This is a genomic window from Enterobacter sp. H2G27, assembly GCF_054403075.1.
Genome location: NZ_JBSVSI010000001.1, coordinates 2,229,051 through 2,249,662, shown reverse-complemented (window position 1 = coordinate 2,249,662; position 20,612 = coordinate 2,229,051). Strand labels below are relative to the sequence as shown.

Below are 20,612 nucleotides of genomic sequence, written 5' to 3'. Positions count from 1 at the left end.
GGGTCAAAAGAGAAGGGAAAAAATGCAATAACTAAATTACATAAACGTAAGTGATAAATTTATTCCCCCTCATGCAGCAGGCTTAATGAGTGGATTAGTCTAAAACTGCGCGCAAGGCGCTTTTTTATAAGAGGAATTAGACTATGACAGTTATCAATCAGCCTACCTGTACACTGTTTACCGACACTGAACGGTTCACGCAGCTGTCGGGTTATTACGAGGCGGAGCGTCACACCGTCTGGATGATGCTGCGGGCTCAGCCGCGACCTTGCTTTAACCATGCGTTAATTGAGGAGATCATGAACTTTTCATGGCTGGTTCGCCAGTCTGGTTTTGCGGTTGATTTTTGGGTAACCGGATCGCTGGTTCCGGAGATGTACAATGTGGGCGGTGACTTACAATTCTTCGTCGAGTGCATTCAGAACGGACGTCGGGAAGCGTTGCGGGCGTACGCGCGCGCCTGCGTTGATTGCGTCCATGCGGCCTCACGAGGGTTTGATACGGGAGCCATCACTCTGGCAATGGTCGAGGGCAGTGCGTTAGGAGGTGGTTTTGAGGCCGCTCTGGCGCACCATTTCGTCCTGGCTCAGCGCGATGCCCGTTTAGGTTTCCCGGAGATAGCCTTCAACCTGTTTCCGGGTATGGGAGGATATTCCCTGGTTGCACGCCGTTCAGGCATGAAGCTGGCGGAAGAACTCATCTACAAAGGGGAATCCCATACGGCTGAATGGTACGAACAGCATGGGCTGGTGGATGTCCTGTTTGAACCCGGACAAAGCTATGTCTCCACCCGAACCTTCATCGATACGCTGCGGCCAAAACTGAACGGCGTAAGGGCGATGCTGCGCGCCCGTACCCGCGTTCTGCAATTGCCCCGCAGTGAACTGATGGACATAACGGAAGACTGGGTGGATGCTGCTTTCTGCCTGGAGCCGAAAGATATCGCCTACATGGAGCGCCTGGTCACGCTGCAAAACCGCCATCACGCGGCGGGTCTGCGTAAAGCCAGTTAACGTTGATTTCGCGCTTGATATCGTTTTAGCCACCGCTCGAATGCGGCAGCGGGCATCGGCTTAGCAAACAGAAAACCCTGCCGCTCGTTGACGCCGTTCTTGGTCAGAAAGGCGTCTTCTTTTGCATTTTCCACACCTTCGGCAATTACCTGCAGATTTAACGCCTGCGCCACCGCGACAATAGCGCGCACCAGTGACTGGGAAATAGACTGCTTATGAATGTCCCTGACAAAGGATTGATCGAGTTTAATGGCGTCGATAGGGAAGCGGGCGAGCTGCGAAAGAGAAGAGTAGCCGGTGCCAAAATCATCCAGATGAATTTGCGCCCCGAGTCTGCTGAACTGCTGGATCACGGACAGCGCCAGCTCTTCGTTCTCGATAAGACAGCTTTCGGTCAACTCAACGTCGACAGGGCAGTATTCAAAATTCAGATCCTTCAGCGCCTGCTTTAAGTCGCTGAAGATAGTCTGGTCGGCCAGCTGTCGTGCAGAGACGTTCACCGCCACGCGCAGGTTAATTCCCTTATCGCGCCATTTTGCCACCTGGCGAACCACATCAAGCATCACCCAGCGGCCCAGCGGCACAATCAGCCCCGACTCCTCGGCATAAGAGATAAACTCCAGCGGCGGGATCAGGCCGCGTTCTGGTGATTGCCAGCGGACCAGTGCTTCAAGGCTTCTGACTTCCCCACGCCAGGTTATTTTGGGCTGATAGTGGATTAGAAGCTGATCGTTATCCAGTGCTTTACGCAGGTTGGTATCGAGCCAGAGATACTCAAATACGCGCTGGTTCATCTCGGGTGAGAAGACGCAGAACTTGCCCCGGCCGTTCTCTTTGGCGGTGTACATGGCGGTATCGGCGTTACGAATGACGCTTTCCCGGTCGCTACCATGCTGCGGGGCGAGGGCGATACCCAGAGAGCAGCCGGTATAAATCTCAATCAGACCGATTCGGAACGGCTGGCGCAGACGGGTTAAAATGCGCGACGCCATCGCCTCCAGAGAGCCCTGTGAGGTATTGGTGGCCATGACGATAAACTCATCACCGCCCAGTCGCGCCAGCACCTGTTCCTCATCCAGACAGCTCAAAATGGCGAGGGCGACAGCCTGTAACAGCTGATCGCCAAACATATGCCCGTAAGCGTCGTTGACCTTTTTAAAGTTATCCAGATCGAGATACACCACGCCTACCTGCGTGTCGCCGCGGTTGACGATGGCGTCAGAAATCAGATCGTGGATCGCATTGCGGTTTGGCAAGCCGGTGATGGTATCGGTATTGGCCAGCACGCGCAGCCGCTCCTGAGCGCGGCGTTCCTCGGTAATATCTGTCCCGGAACAGATAAGGAAAATTTCATTTTTACCGCTGCCGCTGTGAACGAATTTGTTTCTGAACAGAAACAGCCGCTGCCCTTTACGCGTTTTGATCCAGCGTTCGACTTCGTAGGAGCTGCCGTTGCGAAAAAAACCGGTAATATTGCGCTTTGAAGCGGCCGCTTCGCTGCGGCTCATAAACAGCTTAAACACGTTCTGGCCAATCACTTCTTGCTCTTTCAGGCCGGTATACTCTTCGCTAAGCCGGTTAAAACGCTGGATATTGCCGTGCCGATCGAGAATAACAATGACGGAGTTGGCCTCAGAGACAACCTGTTCCGCAAAAGAGAGCCCTTGAGCCAGATCGCGTGCCACGGAGGGCGTATCGTTCCAGGCGGAAGCGGTTCCGGCCCACTCGTTACGGGTAATTTTACGACCCACAAGATGCACCGGGACATCTTCTCCGTACAGGGAGAGCGACATGGAAATGCTGGAGGTAATAACGGTTAAATGACGGATGAGATCGGCCTGTTCATCGTCCAGCGCCACGACCTGAGTGACATCGGCATTTTCGCTGGTGGAAAGGTGCAGAGCGTTGCTGTCAGCTGATAAGCGCCACCACGGGCTGTGAGTCCCCATGTAGCGAAACAGCAAATTCTGCTCCAGATCGTCCATCATGTTTTCTCCCGCAGCTGTTCATTAGCGCACAAATTATTCATTTGTTGTCGACTTTTCCGTTGAGAAACAGCGGCAAAACCGAAGTGAACCTGTTGTTTTTCCCTGCTTTCTTATAATAAAACGAGTCAGGTTAAAAAGGATACTGAGCGTATAAAAATTCATGCAACCGAATATAACAACACTCTTTTACTGTAGATAATTATGGCGGTTTTAGGCGAAGGGATACTGAAAATAGTAAGGAAAAATAATGATTTTGTGGCGAGGATTAAAATAAAAATTGTCGGCCCTTCCGAAACGAAAAGACCGACAATGTAAGCGGTTATCAGGCGACAGGACGCGCGATAATACTGCGGGTTTCCATGCGAACTTCGGCGATATTAACGTCAATCACGTCGGTGACTTTGTAAACTGTTTCACCTTTAATTTGCACGGTACCGTTTTCCTGACTACAGACCATTTCGTCGCGAACCGCATGCAGGAATGGCGCAGGAATAAACGCGACAGCGCCGTTATCGACCAGACGGACGCGCATCCCCCCGCGGCTGATATCGATGATCTCTGCGGCAAAATGGGTATCCGTACCTGCTTTATCCTGCAGGAAGCGTGCGTACAGCCAGTCCCCGACGTCACGTTCCGCCATGCGGTTCAGACGGCGACGATCGGCCATCTGCTGCGTGGTGTCCTCCTCAGGACGGGCAATGGTTTCACCTTTGATAATCGCTTTCAGCAGACGGTGGTTAACCATATCGCCATACTTACGGATCGGCGATGTCCAGGTGGCGTAAGCTTCAAGGCCAAGACCAAAGTGCGGCCCAGGCTCGGTGCTGATTTCAGCGAAGGACTGGAAGCGACGAATGCGGCTGTCCAGGAAACCTGACGGCTGCGCGTCCAGTTCGCGGCGAAGCTTGCAGAAGCCCGGCAGCGTGAGCACTTCTTCCGGATCAACGTGCACATCGTGATTCTTCAGCAGTGCCGCCAGCGCTTCGGTATTCGCCGGGTCAAACCCGGTGTGAACGTTGTAAATGCCAAAGCCCAGTTTGTCGCGCAGCACGCGTGCGGCACAGATGTTGGCGGAAATCATCGCCTCTTCAACGATGCGGTTTGCAATGCGTCGCGGTTCGGCCACGATGTCCAGCACTTCGCCTTTCTCGCCCAGAACAAAGCGATAATCCGGGCGGTCTTTGAACACCAGCGCGTGGGTTTTACGCCACTCGCCGCGGTTCAGGCAGATGCGATGCAGGAGACGGATCTGCGCGGCAATGGCGTCGGAATCAGGTTTCCAGCTACCGGTATTTTCCAGCCAGTCGGAGACGTTATCGTAGGCAAGCTTGGCTTTCGACTCGATAGTGGCGGCGAAGAACTCGATATCGTCTTCAATCGCGCCATCTGCGGCGATAGTCATGCGGCAGGCAAGGACCGGGCGCACTTCATTTGGACGCAGCGAGCAGAGATCGTCTGACAATTCGCGCGGCAGCATCGGAATATTGAAGCCCGGTAGGTAGTTGGTGAACGCACGGATTTTCGCCGCGTCATCCAGCTTGCTGCCCTCGGCAATCCATGCGGTGGGATCGGCAATGGCAACGGTCAGATGCAGTTTGCCGTCGGCGCTCTCTTCAGCGTACAGCGCGTCATCCATATCTTCTGTGCTCGCGCTGTCGATGGTGACAAACTCCAGCGCGGTGAGATCGCGACGGGTCAGACCCTCATCCTGCATCTCGGTCGCTACGCCGTTCGGCGCTTCTTTTTCAAGATTATGGCGTGCCAGCGTGACCCACCATGGCACGAAATGGTCGGCGCCAAAGGTGATGAACTGGGTCAGTTCAGCATAAAAACCGCGATCGCCTTTCAGAGGATGACGGCGCATTTCTGCTACGGCCCAGTCACCTTCTTTAAAATCATGCTCAACGCCACGGGCGGCGCGGCAGGGAATAGCATCTTTCAGCAGGGGATGATCCGGCACGATAGAAAGACGATCGTCTTTTCTCTGTACCTTACCCACAAAACGGGTCAGGAACGGTTCGATCAGTTCTTCCGGCTCGGCAGACTCGCGGTCCTTCTCGGTATGAATGACGGCCATGACGCGATCGCCATGCATCACTTTCTTCATCTGCGGAGGCGGAATGAAGTAGCTTTTCTGCGCGTCAACCTCAAGGAAGCCAAAGCCCTTTTCCGTGGCTTTTACGACCCCTTCTGCACGCGGCGTCTGGGAATGCAGTTGCTGTTTAAGCTGCGCTAGCAGCGGGTTGTCCTGAAACATAATGTTCTATTTTCGTAGCCATTGAGCGGCTGACAGTTTTACGCGATTCTCACTGTCTCAGCAAGCGGTCTTTGGGTAATGAGTGTGGTTATTCCTCTTTACCAAACGCGACTTTCAGACGATTAAGCCAGCCATCAAACGCACTCCGGGTAAGCAGCGTGATGGCTTGTTCGCCCGTGAGCCCTTGATCCGTGATCGGGGTAAACTGCGCGGCGCTGAAGCGGTCCGGAGAGCGTGTCAGCAGTTCGAGCGCCGCTGAAAGTTCGGTGGAAGTCAGTGGGATCTCTTCGCGAGTGTTTAACAGGATTTCGCCGGTCAGATCGAGCAGCGTCGGCTCATGACAAAGAACCGGCGTCAACGCCTCAAGCGCGGGTTCAGCCTGCCAGCGGGACAAGGACTCAAGCTGATGCGCATTCGCATAGCGCAGCTCAACGACAGGTAAAAGCGGCGTCCACGCATCGTGGCTAGCGGGGAGCGTGTGCGGCTGAATATGATGTCCCGGCAACCAGCGAACAGGATGTCCCAGCAGGGCCTGAAAAATTGCGACCACGCGCGCCTGAAAACCGATAAAGCCGATAATCTGGTTAATTACCACGATGTCGTACGTGGACAGGCCCACCTCGTCAAGCTGGTTGCGGGCTTTATCATCGATCACATCAGGAGAGCTGGAAAGCTGGCGGGCATACTGCGTAATTTGCGCCAGACGTCGGTTGCTTTCGCGCGAGGAGTCCGGGCCGGGAAGCGGAGCGAGGAGGGCGGCATAGTGGTTACAGAGCCGCTGAACGCCGCAGGCCTGTGCGACCGTTAGCGCGGTACTGAGCCGATCGTAGGCGCTGAGCGTATGCAGGCGGTTCACGGGAATCGAGAGCGGAAACAGCTGGTGGCATAAGGCTCTGGCAGGAGCAAGCCAGCCAGAACAGGCGGCGACAATCTCATCAGGCAAGGCTAAATCGAGCAAAAAACGATCGTCGACGTTAGCGGCTTCGGGCACCAGGGGCAGAACATCAGTCTGCGCGTGGTTTGACTGGGTCTCGTGATACCAGTGGCCTTTGCCGGAAAAACGGCGTTGTTCCATGTGCGTTCCTTGATCTCAAAATGGCGATCAATATCCTGGCGTAAGGCAGATAAAGGGAAAAATATTGTTAGGTGATAACAAATAGCAGAACGGAATAACGAAGGGAGGGGAGGGGGGAAACTCTCTTCCCGTGCGGGAAGAGAGTCACAGCTTATTTAATTTCCAGCTCGTTCATTGCAGCGATGTTGAAGCCGCCGTCAACGTGAACCACTTCGCCGGAGATACCCGCGGAAAGGTCAGAGCACAGGAATGCTGCAGAGTTACCCACATCTTCAATGGTAACGGTACGACGAATCGGGGTAACCGCTTCGCAGTGAGCCAGCATTTTACGGAAATCTTTAATACCGGAAGCCGCCAGGGTGCGGATAGGACCTGCAGAGATGGCGTTAACGCGCACGCCTTCAGGACCCATTGCGTTCGCCATGTAGCGTACGTTGGCTTCCAGAGAGGCTTTCGCCAGGCCCATAACGTTGTAGTTAGGGATAGCACGCTCAGCGCCCAGGTAGGACAGAGTCAGCAGGGCTGCGCCCGGGTTCAGCATCGCGCGGCAGGATTTCGCCATCGCAACGAAGCTGTAGGAGCTGATGTCGTGAGCGATTTTAAAGCCATCACGGGTAACCGCGTTTACGTAGTCGCCGTCCAGCTGGTCGCCAGGAGCGAAGCCGATGGAGTGAACGAAACCGTCGAATTTCGGCCATGCTTTTGCCAGTTCAGCAAACATCCCGTCGATGCTTTCGTCTTGTGCAACGTCGCATTCCAGCACGATGCTGGAACCCAGCTGCGCGGCAAACTCTTCAACACGGCCTTTCAGCTTGTCGTTCTGATAGGTGAACGCCAGTTCAGCGCCTTCGCGATGCATTGCCTGTGCGATGCCGTATGCGATGGACAGTTTGCTGGCAACGCCAGTCACCAGAATGCGCTTACCGGAAAGAAAACCCATAGCTTTAATCCTTATATTCATTGCTAATTTTGCCTTGTAATTCATAGTGTTACAGGCAGTATTTCAAAATCATTCGAAATTAGCTCGAAATTATAGCCCACTCACAGCCCCTTGTGTCACGATATTTCTCGCTGTTCTCCGAAGACGCCTGCTCCGAAGAATGCGCCGCGGACTCGCGGGGGCTCAAAATTTCAGCATTCGTCCAGTATATCACCCGGCAACAGCTTCGCCTCATCCAACCAGCGAGGAAGTGCGATCCCGCAAGGGTATTCACGCTTTCCTGAGGTTGTCGATGAAGCGCGCGATGACGATAAAGAAAACCGGTACGAAGAAAATGGCGAGAAGCGTACCGCTAATCATCCCGCCAAATACGCCGGTACCGATGGCATGCTGCGTACTGTCGCTCGCACCATTGGCCAGCATCAACGGAACAACCCCCAAGGTGAAGGCTAACGACGTCATCAGAATAGGGCGCAGGCGCTGGCCGGCGGCATGAATGGTTGCCGCCAGCAGGGGCTGCCCCTGGCGATGGAGCTGCCTCGCAAATTCAACAATCAGAATGGCGTTTTTGGCCGACAGGCCGATAAGCGTAATCAGGCCGACCTTGAAGAAAACGTCATTCGTCATGTCGGCAACGGACACCGCTATCACCGCGCCGATAAGGCCCAGCGGAACGACCAGCATGACCGCAAATGGAATAGACCAGCTCTCATACAGGGCGGCCAGCACCATAAACACGACCAGTATCGACAGGACGATAAGGCCCGGAAGCTGAGATTCCGATTTTCTCTCCTGCAATGAACTCCCTGCCCACTCGCCCGCCATGCCCTGAGGTAAATCTCTGGACAAACTCTCCATAACCTTCATTGCGGTGCCGCTGGACTCTCCCGGCGCCGCATTTCCGGTAATGCGAATAGCCGAATATCCCTGATAACGCGTCAACTGCTGCGGCGCAACGTGCCAGGAAAGCGTGGCAAACGTCGATACCGGCACCATCTGCCCCATCCGGTTTTTCACTGATAATGTCAGTATCTGCTCAGGCTGCATTCGGTAGGGCGCATCGGCCTGAACAATCACCTGCTGAACGCGGCCGTTGTTCGTATAGTCATTAACGTAATTTGAGCCCAGGGTGACGGAGAGCGTCTGGTTGATTTCATCAAACGAGACGCCCATTGCTTCCGCCTTTTCTCTGTCCACCTGGAGCGCAAGGTTTGTTCCTTCCGGCAGACCGTCTATATACACGTCACTCAGTTCAGGGCGCTGGTTGGCCTGCAGGACCAGCGCGTCGGCAGCGCGCTTTAACGCCTCGTAGCCCAGTCCCGCTCTGTCCTGCACGTACCAGGTGAAGCCCGACGAGGTGCCCATATCCGAAATGGCCGGCGGGAGCAGGCTCATCGTGACGGCATCAGAGACGTTCGCCATGCTGGCCTGTATCTGGTCGGCTTCCCCCTGGGCCGTCGAGCCCTGCCGATCTTTCCAGTCCTTCAGCGTGGTGAAGGCCATAGCCGAGTTTGGCCCTGAACCTGAAAATCCAAAGCCCAGGATCATAATGTTGCTTTCAATATCCGGCCGGGCCGCAATTTCCTCTTCAAATTTTTTAACCACGTTGAGGGTGCGCTGCATCGTGGCATCAGAAGGCAGCTGGATTGAGGACATAAAGTAGCCCTGATCTTCATCCGGCAGAAAAGACGACGGTAGCGAAGACAATCCCAAAAACAGCGCAGCACAAAGCGCAGCGTAAAGGAGCAGCATACGCCCGGTTCGCTTCAGAACGGCACCCAGCCCGGCTTCGTAACAGGCGGTGAGCGAACGAAAGCGCGCGTTAAACCCGACCGCGAACCTTCCGCCTCCGCTCTTTCCTGCCTTATGCGGCTTGAGTAACGTTGCGCACAGGGCAGGCGTCAGCGTCAGGGCAAGAAACGCGGACAGCAGTATGGAGACCGCCATGGAAATACAAAATTGTCGGTAGATAATCCCGACGGATCCTTCAGCAAACCCCATGGGGATAAAGACGGCGGTCAGCACCAGCGTGATGCCAATAATCGCCGGGGTGATTTCCTGCATGGCTTGCCGCGTGGCGTCACGCGGGGACAGGCTTTTTTCCTCCATCAGCCGTTCGACGTTTTCTACGACCACAATGGCATCATCAACGATAATCCCTATCGCCAGCACCATGCCGAACATCGTCAGAATATTGATGGAGTAGCCGCTCAACAGCATCACGGTGAAGGTGCCAAGAAGGGCGACGGGAGCAACAATCGCCGGGATAAGCGTACAGCGTATCTTGTGCAGAAACAGCAGCATAACCAGGAAGACCAGGACCATCGCTTCCACAAATGTCTGAACAACCTTCATGATAGAAAGTTTCACAAACGGCGCGGTATCGAAGGGGATCGTAAACGCCATTCCTTCGGGTAACACCCGGGAAAGTTCGTCGATGCGAGCCCGTACGCCGGAAGCCGTACTCATTGCGTTGGCGCCAGGCGAGAGCTGGATTGCCGCCGCCGTTGCGGGCACGCCATTTTCGCGGATACCAAAAGCGTAGCTTTGCAGACCAGATTCAATCCGCGCAATGTCGGACAGTTTCAGGCGGGCGCCGGATGCGTCAGATTTCAGGGTGATATTCCTGAACGCCTCTACCGAGGAGAGCTGTCCCTTCACCGTGATGGGATACGTTACCCCTTGTCCTTCAGATGCTGGCTCATCTCCCGTTTTACCGGGCGAAACGAGGGCATTCTGCTGGCCAACAGCGATAAGCACATCGCTCACCGAAAGGCCGTAGGTGTGGAGCTTCATCGGATCCAACCAGATTCGTAGCGCTTTTTCGCCGCCAAACAGCTGAACTTTCCCTACGCCGGGCACGCGACGAAGCTCGTCACTGACGTTTCGGGCAAAATAGTCGCTTAAGTCGGCTTCCTCAAATTGACCTGTCGTGGACTTAAGCCCCACCATCATCAGAAAACCCGAATTAGCGGCCTCGACGTTAATCCCGTTTTGCCTTACCGCCTGAGGTAGACGAGGCTCGACGATCTTAATCTGATTTTGCAGATCCATCTGCGCCAGCTTGATGTCCGTGCCCGGTTTAAACGTGACGGTAATCGATGCCGAACCGGTTGTGTCACTGGATGATTCAAAGTAGAGCAAATTATCTACGCCAGAGATTTCGCGCTCGATTAACGATACCACCGACGTGTTCATGATATCGGGACTGGCCCCCGGATAACTGACGGAAATAATGATTCCAGGCGGTGCTACCGCCGGATACTGCGCAACCGGTAAACGGGGAATAGACAGGAGTCCTGCCAGAACGATAAAAAGCGCTACTACCCAGGCGAAAACGGGGCGTTCAATAAAAAAATGCGGCATTAAATTAACGTCCGGTTACGTGAATTTCATCATCAGTGGATACGCGCTTGCCGATATCCCTGAGCTGCGAAAATTTCTCAAGAAGCTGCGGCGCGTCATCGAGGCTCGTTGCGAACATCCACATATAGGTCATCACCGAGTAAATATGTCCGGCGGTGATGCCGGTTGAGCGCGTCATCCAGACGATGGTCAGCGTAAAAAGCGCGGCAACAAGCACGCCAACCCACAAATAGCCCCACGCCTCGCGGTCAGATAATGCGATACGTAAACGCGCCAGCGTGGAGTAATGTCGGTGAAGCGTGGCCGTGCCCGCCTTATGGACATAATCCACTTCTTTTTCCAGCCGATTATTCAGGCGCATGAACAGCCATTCATTTTTACGGGCATATTCTGAGACAAATCCGAGCAGGATAAATACAATCGCAAAGCACATGACGCCGGCCCAAAATTCAATAAACAACAACATGATTGCGGCACCAAAAAGTGAGCTCAGCGAGGTAATAAGCAGGGGAAGGTGCATTTCAAAGAAATCCACATATTCGCGCGAGAGCGTTACCCTGGCGGCGATCGCCGAATGGTTAAGCTGGTATTTGCGCTGTGCCAGGACGACGGAAACCGCGAGTCCGGCATAAATGCGTGCAAACGTGCGCGTGTCTACGCTTCGTCTGGCCGCACCGATGAACCACATGCAAAGCACCATCAGGCCATACAGCGCGGCGTTAAGCGTTTCACCGGCGAGGATGGCATTTATCGCGATGCCAGCCAGAACGGGATAAAGTAAAAACGTCACGTTTTCGGCCACCACCAGGAAGAAAGTGACAGCCAGTTTTTTTCGGTGCCGTATCGCGAGTTTTTTAAGCGAGCGCATCATACCGGCAGGTTCAGAAGAACGAAAATTATTATTACGGTTCATCATTATGGGTAAGTCATGTCAGACTTTTCAGTGAGTTATTTTTGTGTGAAAGAGTGAGGTAGAGATTCTACCGCGCGCCTGTTTAGCGGACATGGGCGGTTTATGGAGGACGTGTGGAGCAGCGGCTCAAATCATTCTCATAATGAGGTACAGCGGTGCTCCGCCAAAAAAAATGATCAAATAACACTCGTAGTAAAAGATCAGATCTTCGATATCGGGCATCGCGTTTAACAGTACGGTGAACGTAATAATGAGATAGACAAAAATCATCATCAGCCAGAAGGCGACGACGAGTAGCTCAGTCAACGCGCCGGCTTTATTTTGGATCATCAGAGAGACCACTGATAATGCGATGCAGCCATAGATAATGGGTGAAGAGAGCAGCGTCGAGGCGACTTTTTCATCCATTCTGTGCACCAGTACCAGCCAGGTATAAAGTAATCCCCACGACAGCAGCAGGAACAGGGAATATATACCCAGTTTTTTAGGAGAGAAATATTTAGAAAGTTCCATGTTCATTATTTCAGCCAACTTCATAAAATCTTGAAGAAACAGTGGTAATTTGCAACGCGCAATGCACAAAGGACTATGCCTCAATAGCGATTATGCGCGGACATTGTCGAGTCTTTATTGACTGAATGTGTAGGCTGTGTGGAGAAATAACCGGGCATTTAAATCAACCTGGAAATTTTCGTGACCACGGCACTTTTTCGCGGAGGCCGTGTCTTATTGTGCTAAAGATATCTGATAGCGTGCTCAAAGGGATTTCACCCACGGAGATAAAATGCACAAAAATACGCTGATCCTTATTGTTGAAGATGAAGACGAAATCGCCGATATACTGATGAGCTACTTAGAGCGTTCGGGAATGAAAACGCTCAGAGCCAGGCAGGGCGAGCAGGCGATAACGCTCAATCGCCTCCATAAACCGGATCTCATATTGCTGGACATTCACCTGCCCGTATGTGACGGCTGGAGCGTACTTACCACGCTTCGTCAGGAAAGCGCTGTCCCCGTCATTATGGTTTCCGCTCTCGATCAGGATGTCGATAAGCTCATGGGGCTGAGGCTGGGCGCGGATGATTACGTGATCAAACCCTTCAACCCTTCTGAAGTCGTCGCCCGGGTTGAGGCGGTGCTGCGCAGGACAAAACCCGCGCTTCAGCAGGCGGGTTCCCAGCCGCTCAGAACGCCATTTATTACGGTCTACCCGGATGACTTCTACGTGGAAGTCACCGTGGGGGCAGAGGTTGTCTCCCCGGTATTAACGACGACTGAATTTAAATTGCTCACATACCTGGTGAGATATCCGCGAAAGGTCTGCTCACGCGAAGAGCTACTCAACGCGTGTCTGCCGGAAGGGGATACACTCGACAGAACGGTCGACAGCCATATGAGCAAGTTGCGTAAAAAACTGGAACTTGCTGGCCTTTATGGCGTTCCCGAGAGCATACGAGGCCTGGGTTACCGGCTTGGGGAAAAGAAATGAACAAAGAGTCTGTCCTGAGTCGTCAGATCTTAACCTATATGCTGTTGCTGACGTTTACGATAATTGCCATCGCCATACTGGGCTCCTGGTTTTTTTACTCCTTTATTCTGGATCACCTCCCGGGCGGTCCTGCTGCGGGCGATGACGAGCAGATGACGATGTGGGACTGGGTGTGGATTGGGACCGCGACGACGATCAGTCTGATTATCGCACTCTTTTTCACGGTCAAACTTTCATCGCGAATACTCACCCCGCTAAACGCGGTAGCATCCAGCCTGAAAAAGATTTCACAGGGCGATCTTGACGCACGGGCATTCTGCGCCAGCTCCCGGCTGGGTGAGATCAATCACCTGGTGACGGATTTCAATGAAATGGCGGAAAAATTACAGACGCTGGATATACAGAGGAAATCCTGGAATGCTGCGATTGCGCACGAGCTGAGAACCCCGGTCACGATCTTACGTGGACGGCTTCAGGGGCTGGTTGACGGTGTTTTTACCCCGGACCCGGTTCTGTTTAGTAACCTTCTCAAACAGACGGAAGGGTTAACCCGCCTGATTGAAGATCTCCGGGTTGTCAGTTCGGATGGCGGGGCGGGATACTCGTTATGCCAGTCCAGAACGGATCTTAAAGGGGAAATACAGAATGCGCTCGATACCTTCATGCCCGAGTTCAACCGTAAGGCATTTACCATCAAAACAGAACTGAGGGATCAGCAATGCGTATTCGATCCATTACGCATCAATCAGTGTCTGACCGTTTTGTTTGATAATGCCTTACACTATTCAACCTCGCGCACACTCATCGTGAAAAATGGCGTTTCTGATAAAGGCAATTATATCCTTATTCAGGACGGGGGACCTGGTATTCCAGGGGAGTTTCATGATTTCTTATTTCAGCCCTTTCAGCGCGATAATGGTGCCAGAGAGTTGAACCCGGAAGGCTGTGGTTTGGGCTTGTCGGTGGTAAAAGCCATCATGCTGGCGCATGGTGGCGATGTTACCTATACCTTATCGAAGCAAAACCACTCGATATTTAAGCTCACCTGGCCCGACTCGTGAGCGTGAGCGGCAGGTCAAATGTGCCTGCCGGCGATAAATGCCATATTTTTCCTAGCTTAGCATCCCATTCCTGCGGGGTAATCGAGAGTTTACCGCGTCTCGGGCTTAAGGTTATTTCACTGAAATAGATTTCATCTTTTTTTAGCATAAGGTCAACGCGGCAGTAGTCAATGCCATCCGCCAGCTCCTGGGATGCCAGCAACGCCTCTCGGAACAAGACCGGTTCGCCAGGCGTTGCTGAAGTATTCGGATATTCCATCTGGAAGGGTTGTAAGTTCCAGTGCCTGTCGTAAACGTTGATAAAACCTTGGCCGTTATTATCCGTAAAATCCGCTTCAACATAGTGCGCAACGCCATGAAAGCAATGGATCCTCAGCATTTCCGGCGTTGTGTTTTTGTCAGCATCATCGAAGAGATCGACAAACGGCTCGCAGAGTATACTGGGCGTAATATTTTTGTACTGCCATTCGCGCGTGGTGTAGTAGAGATTTTTCTTTAACGCGAGACTCAGTTTTTTACACGCATCCCTGACGTTAAATTGCGCTTTGTTTGAACATATTATTGTGCTGCCGCTGTCATGATTGCACTTAAGGACGAATTTGTCAGGGAGTACTGAAAAATCAATCTGCGACGCCCGGGTATAAACGCCAATTAATGGCACCGTTTTCACGCGCGTTGTTCTGGAGGAAACGTAGGCCCGAACGGCGAGTTTATCGGCAAGCATGGTGTAGAAGTTATTATGGTCATAGACCAGACGATGGCATATTTTTTCACTCAGCGTAGTGGGGGATTGAATGTCAGGGCTTTGCCCGGATATTTTCTTTAGCCTGATAGTATGAAAGTGCAGGTCCGTCATTAAAAAAGAACGGCATTTTCTGATGAGATACTCGGTATATTTTAGAACATAGGTAGTGGTGTTCATTTCTTCTCCTCCGTAATGTCCCGGTATTCTGGAGAAGAACTGTTGATTGATATTGCATAAAATATGGAGCAGGGATGGAGACGAAAGAGTTAAGGATTAAATAGCGAAGAAGTCTATTTAATCCCTAATTTAGTGGGACGATTTTTGTTTGCCGTCGCGCTTAGCGGTCCTTTCTCCATGCATCGGCGGTCAATGCTTCACCAAAGTGACCCGCAATCAGTCGTTTCGTCAGCTCATGAAGCGGGGAGGCCATCACATCCGCGGTGCTGCCGCGCTCAACCACTTCACCCTGGTGCATGACCATCACCTGATCGCTGATGTGCTTCATCATTCCCAGATGCTGGGTAACGTAGATATACGAGATCCCCTGTTTTTCCTGCAATTCCAGCATCAGGTTAATCAGCTGCGAGCGCATCGACATATCCAGCGAGGCAAGCGCTTCATCCGCAATGATCACTTTTGGCCGCAAAATCAACGCACGCGCCAGACCCAGACGCTGTTTCTGGCCTGGTGCCAGCATATGCGGGTAGTAGCTTTCGTGATCCGGCAACAGCCCAACCATACGCAGGGTTTCAAATACGCGCTTACGGCGCGCCTCCGGCTCCAGGTCGGTGTTCAGACGCAGCGGAAAATCGAGGATCTGAGAAATGCGCTGGCGCGGGTTAAGCGAGGTAGACGGATCCTGGAAGATCATGCGGATGCGCTGGCTGCGGAAAGAGTAGTCGCCGAACGTCAGAGGATGATCGTCAATCAGCACTTCGCCTGCAGTCGGTTCAACCATGCCAGCGAGCATTTTCGCCAGGGTGGATTTCCCGGAACCGTTCTCGCCGATGATCGCCAGGGTCTGTTTTTCACGCAGCGTAAAGCTCAGCGGCTTCACCGCGTCGACAGTTTGACGATGAAACAGCCCCGTGCGGTAGCGAAAGGTCTTACTCAGGTTGCGGACTTCCAGTAAGGTTTCGACCATTTCACTCTCTCTCCATGTTCAGCGGGAAATGACAGGCGTATAGATGATTTTTGGCCCCGGTCAGGCGTGGCGTCTCGATACATTTACGCTGAGCATAGGGGCACCGCGGCCCCAGACGACAGCCTATCGGCAGGGATTCCAGCAGCGGAATCGCCCCCGGCAGGGTATTCAGGCGACTCTTATGCGGCATCGCGCTACCAAAATCTGGAATGGCGCGGATAAGCGCCTGCGTATACGGGTGGTGCGGCGCGGTGATCAGATCTTCACTCGGCGCGGTTTCGACCGTTTGTCCGCAGTACATCACGTCAATTTTATCCGCCCATTTGCTGAGCATTTGCAGGTCATGGCTGATCAGCAAAATGGTGGTGTTGTTATTCTGGTTGAGACGCGACAGCAGGCGGAAAATTTGCGCCTGCGTGGTGGGTTCCATCGCGTTGGTGGGCTCATCCGCAATCAGCAAACGCGGCTGATTTGCCAGCGCGATAGCAATCATCACTTTCTGACATTCGCCGTCGGTCAGCTCATAAGGGAAGCTGCGCATCGCATCTTTGTGATCTTTGATCCCGACGCGGTGTAAAAGCTCGATGGCGCGGCGCTTGCGCCAGCCAACGCGTTGCCACCAGCGGCCTTTATAGGTCCAGCCGGGAATATTCTGCATGAGCTGTTTACCCACGCGTTCGGACGGATCGAGACAGGACTGCGGCTCCTGGAAAATCATCGAGACGTTATGCCCGACCAGCTTACGCCGCTCGCGGGGGGAGAGGCGCAGCAGATCGATATCGTCAAAACGCATACGGTCTGCCGTCACGCGCCAGTTGTCTTTCGCCACGCCGCATATAGCTTTGGCAATCAGGCTTTTTCCCGAGCCGGATTCCCCCACCAGCCCGCGAATTTCACCCTCCGCGAGGGTGATACTGATGCGATCGACGGCTTTAACCCAGCCTTCACCGGTTTTGAATTCGATGGTGAGGTTGCGAATATCAAGAAGCGGCATTATTGCACCCCCGCGTTAATTGCACGGCGAATACCGTCGCCCAGCAGGTTGATAAGCAGCACGCTCACCATAATGGCCGCACCCGGCAGCATGACCGTCCACGGTGCCACGTAGATTAACTCCAGCGCGTCGCCGAGCATCGCACCCCATTCGGGCGACGGCAGCTGTGCACCGAGATCGAGGAAGCCGAGCGCCGCGATGTCCAGGATCGCCATCGACAGGGCGCGGGTGATCTCTGTGACCAGCCCGGCGGCGATGTTGGGCAGTACGGCAAACCACAGAATGTTGAAGGTCGTCGCGCCGTCCAGACGCGCGGCAACGACGTACTCTTTTTCGAGTTCATCATGCACCATGCTGTAAACCGAGCGCACGATGCGGGGCAGGATAGCCAGCCAGACGGCGAACATGGCGTGCGACAGGTGCGGACCGGCAAAGGCAACAACGATGATCGCCAGCAGCAGGGACGGAATCGACAGCAGGGTATCCAGAATGTGGTTAAGCACCGCCGAACGCAGGCCATGGGTGGATCCCGCAAAAATACCGAGCGCCAGCCCGCAGATCGTTGCCGCGAGCGTCACCACAAACGCGCCGCCCACCGTCGGGGCCGCACCGCTCAGCAGGCGGCTCAACACGTCACGTCCGAGATCGTCCGTTCCCAGGAAGAAAGATACTTCGCCGTAGCGCGACCAGGACGGCGGCAGCAGCTGATAGCCGAGGAACTGCTGGTCAATGCCATACGGCGCAAACCACGAGCCAAAGACGCACAGCAACACCAGGCCTGCACAGCCATAAAGGCCGATCATTGCCGTGGTGTCACCATAGAATTTACGCCACACGGTACGCAGCACGCCGGGCGTGCGCTTTTCACTGTATACGTTATCGTAAGGCATACCATTCCTTATGCTTCAATGGGTTAGCCATGGCACCCAGAATATCGGACAACACGTTAACAATAATGACCAGCGAACCAATCACCATCACACCCGCAGAAATAGCGGCATAATCCTGCTGGCGAATGGCGTTAATCAGCCATCGCCCCAGGCCTGGCCAGCTAAAGACCATCTCGGTGATCATGGCCAGCGTCAGCATGGTGGAAAACTGTAATCCCAGGCGCGGAATAACCGGCGGCAGCGCGTTGTGCAGGACGTTGCGGCGCAGGATGGTCAGGCGCGACAGTCCGCGCGTGGCGGCGGCTTTGACATAGTTCTGGTCAAACACCTCGATGGTGCTCAGGCGCATCAGGCGGATCACTTCGGTTGTTGGCGCAACCGCCAGCGTAAGCACCGGCAATACCATATGGCGCAGGGCGCTGACGATCATCTCGTGGCGCCACACGGAATCGGACAGCCACGCGTCAATGATGGCAAATCCCGTCACCGTTTTAACCGTATAGAGCAGATCAAAACGGCCAGAAACCGGAAGCCAGCCCATCGTCAGCGAGAAGAAAAGCGTCAGCAGCAGCGCCAGCCAAAAGACCGGGATGGAGAAGCCGAGCAGGGCGAGGGCGCTGATAAACTTATCCTGCCATTTGTTGCGATAAATCCCGGCCAGCATGCCCACTGGGATCCCGACCATCAGGGCAAAACCGAAGGCCAGAATGCACAGTTCCATCGTGGCCGGGAAAACCTCTTTCAACTGATCGGAAATAAGCTGCCCGTTAATGCTGGATACGCCGAAATCCCAGTGCAGCAGCCCGTTAAACCAGAACAGCCAGGCATCCCACAGAGACGACCCCTGGAGCGGGGCGTGGGGCGTGAAATAGCTCAGGCTGAAGCCGACAAAGTTCAGGAAAAAGAGCGTCACCAGCAGCAAAAGGAGACGACGCAAGGTAAAAATAATCATGGTTTTTTCACCTCTTGGTCTTTTTCACGCGATACGCCGGCGAACGAGGCGTTGCCGAACGGGCTCAGCACCAGGCCCTTAATATCATAACGATAGGCCTGAAGACGCAGGGAAGAGGCCAGCGGCAGCACCGGCAGCTCCTGGGCCAGGATCTTCTGCGCTTCATCATAGGCGTCGATGCGCGAGGCCAGCTGTTGGGAAGACAGCGCTTTTTGCAGCACGGCGTCAAACTCCCGGTTACACCAGTGGGCGTAGTTGGTCTGCGAGTTTATCGCCGCACAGCTCAGCAGCGGCCGGAAGAAGCTGTCCGGGTCGTTACTGTCGGTAGCCCAGCCGGTCAGGGTTAAATCATGATTCATGTCCATCAGGCGCGCCTCCTGGAAACGGCCCTCAACCGGTACGATGATCACTTTGACGCCCACCTGGGCCATATCCGCCTGCAGCAGTTCGGCGGTCTTGAGCGGGCTCGGGTTCCACGCCTGGGAACTGGTTGGCACCCAAAGCTGCAGCGTCAGGTTTTCCGCCCCCAGCGCTTTCAGCTGTTCACGCGCTTTTGCCGGATTGTATTCCGTAATTTTAGCCTCACCGTCGTAGGCCCACGAGGCGCGCGGTAATATTGAGGCGGCGGTTTCCGCCGTGCCGTAGTAGATCGACTGCATCAGGCGCTGGTTGTTAATCGCCAGCGCCAGAGCGTGTCGAACGGCAGGGTTATTCAACGGCGGCTTATCCGTGTTAAAGGCCAGATACGCGATATTCATGCCGGGACGTAACGTCAGGCGCAGACGCGGATCGTCGCGTAAAATCGTCAGCTGGCTTGCCGCGGGCCAGGCGAGCACGTCGCATTCCCCGGTGAGCAGTTTCGACAGACGCCCCGTCCCGCCAGAACCCAAATCGACCACCACCTGCGGCATTAGCGGCGTACCGCGCCAGAAGTGTTCATGGCGCTGCAGACGTATATATTGCCCGGCGCGGTATTCGGCCAGCTGGAAAGGACCGGTGCCGACCGGCTGACGATCGAGCAGTTCCTGACGATCTTTTTTCGTCAGCTGAGCCGCGTATTCGGCGGACATAACCGACGCATAGTGGGTTGCCAGATGCCAGAGGAAGGAGGCATCCGGGCGCGTCAGCGTGAATTCAACCGTGCGGTTGTCCAGCTTACGCACGCTTTTCACGGTGTCGGCAAACTGCAGGCTGTCGAAATAGGGGAAGTTGCTGCCGTTAACGTTATGCCACGGGTGATTACGGTTGAAGATACGCTGGAAGGTAAAGACCACGTCATCCGCGTTCAGCTTGCGCGAGGGGGTAAACCACGGCGTACGCTGGAACGCGACATCATCGCGCAGGTGAAAACGGTAGGTTGCCCCGTTATCCAGCACTTCCCAGCTTTCCGCAAGCTCGGGCACCAGACGGTAGGTGTACGGGTCGACGTCAAGCAGACGATCGTAAAGCTGCGCGGCAAGGGTATCCACGATCAGGCCGCTGCCCGCTTTTTGCGGGTTGAAGGTGTCCACCTGTCCGCTTACGCAATAGACGAAGCCGCTGTCACGAATGTCAGGCTGTGGCGTTTGCCCGGGCGCGGCAAAGGCCAGGCTGCTAAACAGACCAAGTGCAAAAAAGGACGATAAAACCAGACGCATAATTTTTAAGGTATTAAATATGAAGTGGCTATCCTACTAATTTTAAACGACATTATCCAGTATCGTTTAAGCCTGAGGGCATAATGGGGGCAGTAACGTTTGCAGTCGGTCACTCAGCGTCACAACCCGATGCACGTTCATACCTGCA

General features: G+C 54.1%; 16 protein-coding genes. 3 read left to right on the top strand and 13 right to left on the bottom strand.

Going from position 1 to position 20,612, the window contains the following annotated elements; all coding sequences use genetic code 11:
- Nucleotides 1–143: 143 nt before the first annotated feature.
- Nucleotides 144–1,013 (top strand): crotonase/enoyl-CoA hydratase family protein, encoded by an 870-nt coding sequence (locus tag ACW9E7_RS10630; RefSeq protein ID WP_325813548.1) that lies wholly within the window; start codon nucleotides 144–146, stop codon nucleotides 1,011–1,013.
- On the opposite strand, the gene pdeR is transcribed toward ACW9E7_RS10630, so the two are convergent.
- The 7 genes from pdeR to crrC all read right to left on the bottom strand — a co-directional run bounded on the left by pdeR (nucleotide 1,010) and on the right by crrC (nucleotide 12,065).
- Nucleotides 1,010–3,001, bottom strand: coding sequence for a cyclic di-GMP phosphodiesterase (gene pdeR / locus ACW9E7_RS10625; protein WP_111965957.1), 1,992 nt, complete (start codon nucleotides 2,999–3,001; stop codon nucleotides 1,010–1,012). The two genes, ACW9E7_RS10630 and pdeR, sit on opposite strands and share 4 nt — an antisense overlap.
- 322 nt (nucleotides 3,002–3,323) lie before the next feature.
- Nucleotides 3,324–5,258: an exoribonuclease II gene (locus tag ACW9E7_RS10620; protein WP_143345206.1), complete on the bottom strand. Its 1,935-nt coding sequence runs from the start codon at nucleotides 5,256–5,258 to the stop codon at nucleotides 3,324–3,326.
- Nucleotides 5,259–5,346: 88 nt separating this feature from the next.
- Nucleotides 5,347–6,333: a CMD domain-containing protein gene (locus ACW9E7_RS10615; protein ID WP_133294568.1), complete on the bottom strand. Its 987-nt coding sequence runs from the start codon at nucleotides 6,331–6,333 to the stop codon at nucleotides 5,347–5,349.
- Between the two features lie 151 nt (nucleotides 6,334–6,484).
- Nucleotides 6,485–7,273, bottom strand: a complete 789-nt coding sequence (gene fabI, locus ACW9E7_RS10610) for an enoyl-ACP reductase FabI (RefSeq protein ID WP_003856831.1) — start codon at nucleotides 7,271–7,273, stop codon at nucleotides 6,485–6,487.
- Nucleotides 7,274–7,543: 270 nt separating this feature from the next.
- Nucleotides 7,544–10,639, bottom strand: coding sequence for a multidrug efflux RND transporter permease subunit (locus tag ACW9E7_RS10605; protein WP_458727756.1), 3,096 nt, complete (start codon nucleotides 10,637–10,639; stop codon nucleotides 7,544–7,546).
- Nucleotides 10,640–10,643: 4 nt separating this feature from the next.
- Nucleotides 10,644–11,555 carry an ABC transporter six-transmembrane domain-containing protein gene (locus tag ACW9E7_RS10600; RefSeq protein ID WP_239632638.1) on the bottom strand — a complete coding sequence of 304 codons (912 nt, stop codon included), beginning with the start codon at nucleotides 11,553–11,555 and terminating at the stop codon, nucleotides 10,644–10,646.
- A 123-nt stretch (nucleotides 11,556–11,678) separates the two neighbouring features.
- Nucleotides 11,679–12,065, bottom strand: a complete 387-nt coding sequence (gene crrC, locus ACW9E7_RS10595; protein ID WP_032668468.1) for a colistin resistant protein CrrC — start codon at nucleotides 12,063–12,065, stop codon at nucleotides 11,679–11,681.
- A gap of 271 nt (nucleotides 12,066–12,336) precedes the next feature.
- Here crrC and ACW9E7_RS10590 point away from each other — a divergent pair, with 271 nt between their 5' ends.
- Complete coding sequence (locus tag ACW9E7_RS10590) at nucleotides 12,337–13,041, top strand: response regulator (protein WP_252093076.1); 705 nt, start codon at nucleotides 12,337–12,339, stop codon at nucleotides 13,039–13,041.
- Nucleotides 13,038–14,102, top strand: coding sequence for an ATP-binding protein (locus tag ACW9E7_RS10585; protein ID WP_458727755.1), 1,065 nt, complete (start codon nucleotides 13,038–13,040; stop codon nucleotides 14,100–14,102). Before ACW9E7_RS10590 ends, ACW9E7_RS10585 begins: the two co-directional genes overlap by 4 nt.
- Here the strand turns inward: ACW9E7_RS10585 and ACW9E7_RS10580 are convergent.
- The 6 genes from ACW9E7_RS10580 to sapA all read right to left on the bottom strand — a co-directional run bounded on the left by ACW9E7_RS10580 (nucleotide 14,083) and on the right by sapA (nucleotide 20,464).
- Nucleotides 14,083–15,024, bottom strand: a complete 942-nt coding sequence (locus tag ACW9E7_RS10580; protein ID WP_458727754.1) for an ATP-grasp fold amidoligase family protein — start codon at nucleotides 15,022–15,024, stop codon at nucleotides 14,083–14,085. The genes ACW9E7_RS10585 and ACW9E7_RS10580 overlap by 20 nt on opposite strands.
- Before the next feature lie 160 nt (nucleotides 15,025–15,184).
- Nucleotides 15,185–15,991 carry a putrescine export ABC transporter ATP-binding protein SapF gene (gene sapF, locus ACW9E7_RS10575; RefSeq protein WP_023312051.1) on the bottom strand — a complete coding sequence of 269 codons (807 nt, stop codon included), beginning with the start codon at nucleotides 15,989–15,991 and terminating at the stop codon, nucleotides 15,185–15,187.
- A 1-nt stretch (nucleotide 15,992) separates the two neighbouring features.
- Nucleotides 15,993–16,985, bottom strand: coding sequence for a putrescine export ABC transporter ATP-binding protein SapD (gene sapD, locus ACW9E7_RS10570; protein WP_008501228.1), 993 nt, complete (start codon nucleotides 16,983–16,985; stop codon nucleotides 15,993–15,995).
- Nucleotides 16,985–17,875, bottom strand: coding sequence for a putrescine export ABC transporter permease SapC (gene sapC, locus ACW9E7_RS10565; protein ID WP_458727753.1), 891 nt, complete (start codon nucleotides 17,873–17,875; stop codon nucleotides 16,985–16,987). The genes sapD and sapC overlap by 1 nt, the downstream gene beginning before the upstream one ends.
- Complete coding sequence (sapB, locus tag ACW9E7_RS10560; RefSeq protein ID WP_069719064.1) at nucleotides 17,862–18,827, bottom strand: putrescine export ABC transporter permease SapB; 966 nt, start codon at nucleotides 18,825–18,827, stop codon at nucleotides 17,862–17,864. The genes sapC and sapB overlap by 14 nt, the downstream gene beginning before the upstream one ends.
- Complete coding sequence (gene sapA, locus ACW9E7_RS10555; protein ID WP_115875366.1) at nucleotides 18,824–20,464, bottom strand: ABC transporter substrate-binding protein SapA; 1,641 nt, start codon at nucleotides 20,462–20,464, stop codon at nucleotides 18,824–18,826. The genes sapB and sapA overlap by 4 nt, the downstream gene beginning before the upstream one ends.
- Nucleotides 20,465–20,612: the final 148 nt, after the last annotated feature.

What these genes read in the sequence shown, in the direction of transcription:
- ACW9E7_RS10630 (WP_325813548.1), top strand. Translation starts at nt 144, where the DNA reads ATGACAGTTATCAATCAGCCTACCTGTACACTGTTTACCGACACTGAA.
- pdeR (WP_111965957.1), bottom strand. Translation starts at nt 3,001, where the DNA reads ATGATGGACGATCTGGAGCAGAATTTGCTGTTTCGCTACATGGGGACT.
- ACW9E7_RS10620 (WP_143345206.1), bottom strand. Translation starts at nt 5,258, where the DNA reads ATGTTTCAGGACAACCCGCTGCTAGCGCAGCTTAAACAGCAACTGCAT.
- ACW9E7_RS10615 (WP_133294568.1), bottom strand. Translation starts at nt 6,333, where the DNA reads ATGGAACAACGCCGTTTTTCCGGCAAAGGCCACTGGTATCACGAGACC.
- fabI (WP_003856831.1), bottom strand. Translation starts at nt 7,273, where the DNA reads ATGGGTTTTCTTTCCGGTAAGCGCATTCTGGTGACTGGCGTTGCCAGC.
- ACW9E7_RS10605 (WP_458727756.1), bottom strand. Translation starts at nt 10,639, where the DNA reads ATGCCGCATTTTTTTATTGAACGCCCCGTTTTCGCCTGGGTAGTAGCG.
- ACW9E7_RS10600 (WP_239632638.1), bottom strand. Translation starts at nt 11,555, where the DNA reads ATGATGAACCGTAATAATAATTTTCGTTCTTCTGAACCTGCCGGTATG.
- crrC (WP_032668468.1), bottom strand. Translation starts at nt 12,065, where the DNA reads ATGGAACTTTCTAAATATTTCTCTCCTAAAAAACTGGGTATATATTCC.
- ACW9E7_RS10590 (WP_252093076.1), top strand. Translation starts at nt 12,337, where the DNA reads ATGCACAAAAATACGCTGATCCTTATTGTTGAAGATGAAGACGAAATC.
- ACW9E7_RS10585 (WP_458727755.1), top strand. Translation starts at nt 13,038, where the DNA reads ATGAACAAAGAGTCTGTCCTGAGTCGTCAGATCTTAACCTATATGCTG.
- ACW9E7_RS10580 (WP_458727754.1), bottom strand. Translation starts at nt 15,024, where the DNA reads ATGAACACCACTACCTATGTTCTAAAATATACCGAGTATCTCATCAGA.
- sapF (WP_023312051.1), bottom strand. Translation starts at nt 15,991, where the DNA reads ATGGTCGAAACCTTACTGGAAGTCCGCAACCTGAGTAAGACCTTTCGC.
- sapD (WP_008501228.1), bottom strand. Translation starts at nt 16,985, where the DNA reads ATGCCGCTTCTTGATATTCGCAACCTCACCATCGAATTCAAAACCGGT.
- sapC (WP_458727753.1), bottom strand. Translation starts at nt 17,875, where the DNA reads ATGCCTTACGATAACGTATACAGTGAAAAGCGCACGCCCGGCGTGCTG.
- sapB (WP_069719064.1), bottom strand. Translation starts at nt 18,827, where the DNA reads ATGATTATTTTTACCTTGCGTCGTCTCCTTTTGCTGCTGGTGACGCTC.
- sapA (WP_115875366.1), bottom strand. Translation starts at nt 20,464, where the DNA reads ATGCGTCTGGTTTTATCGTCCTTTTTTGCACTTGGTCTGTTTAGCAGC.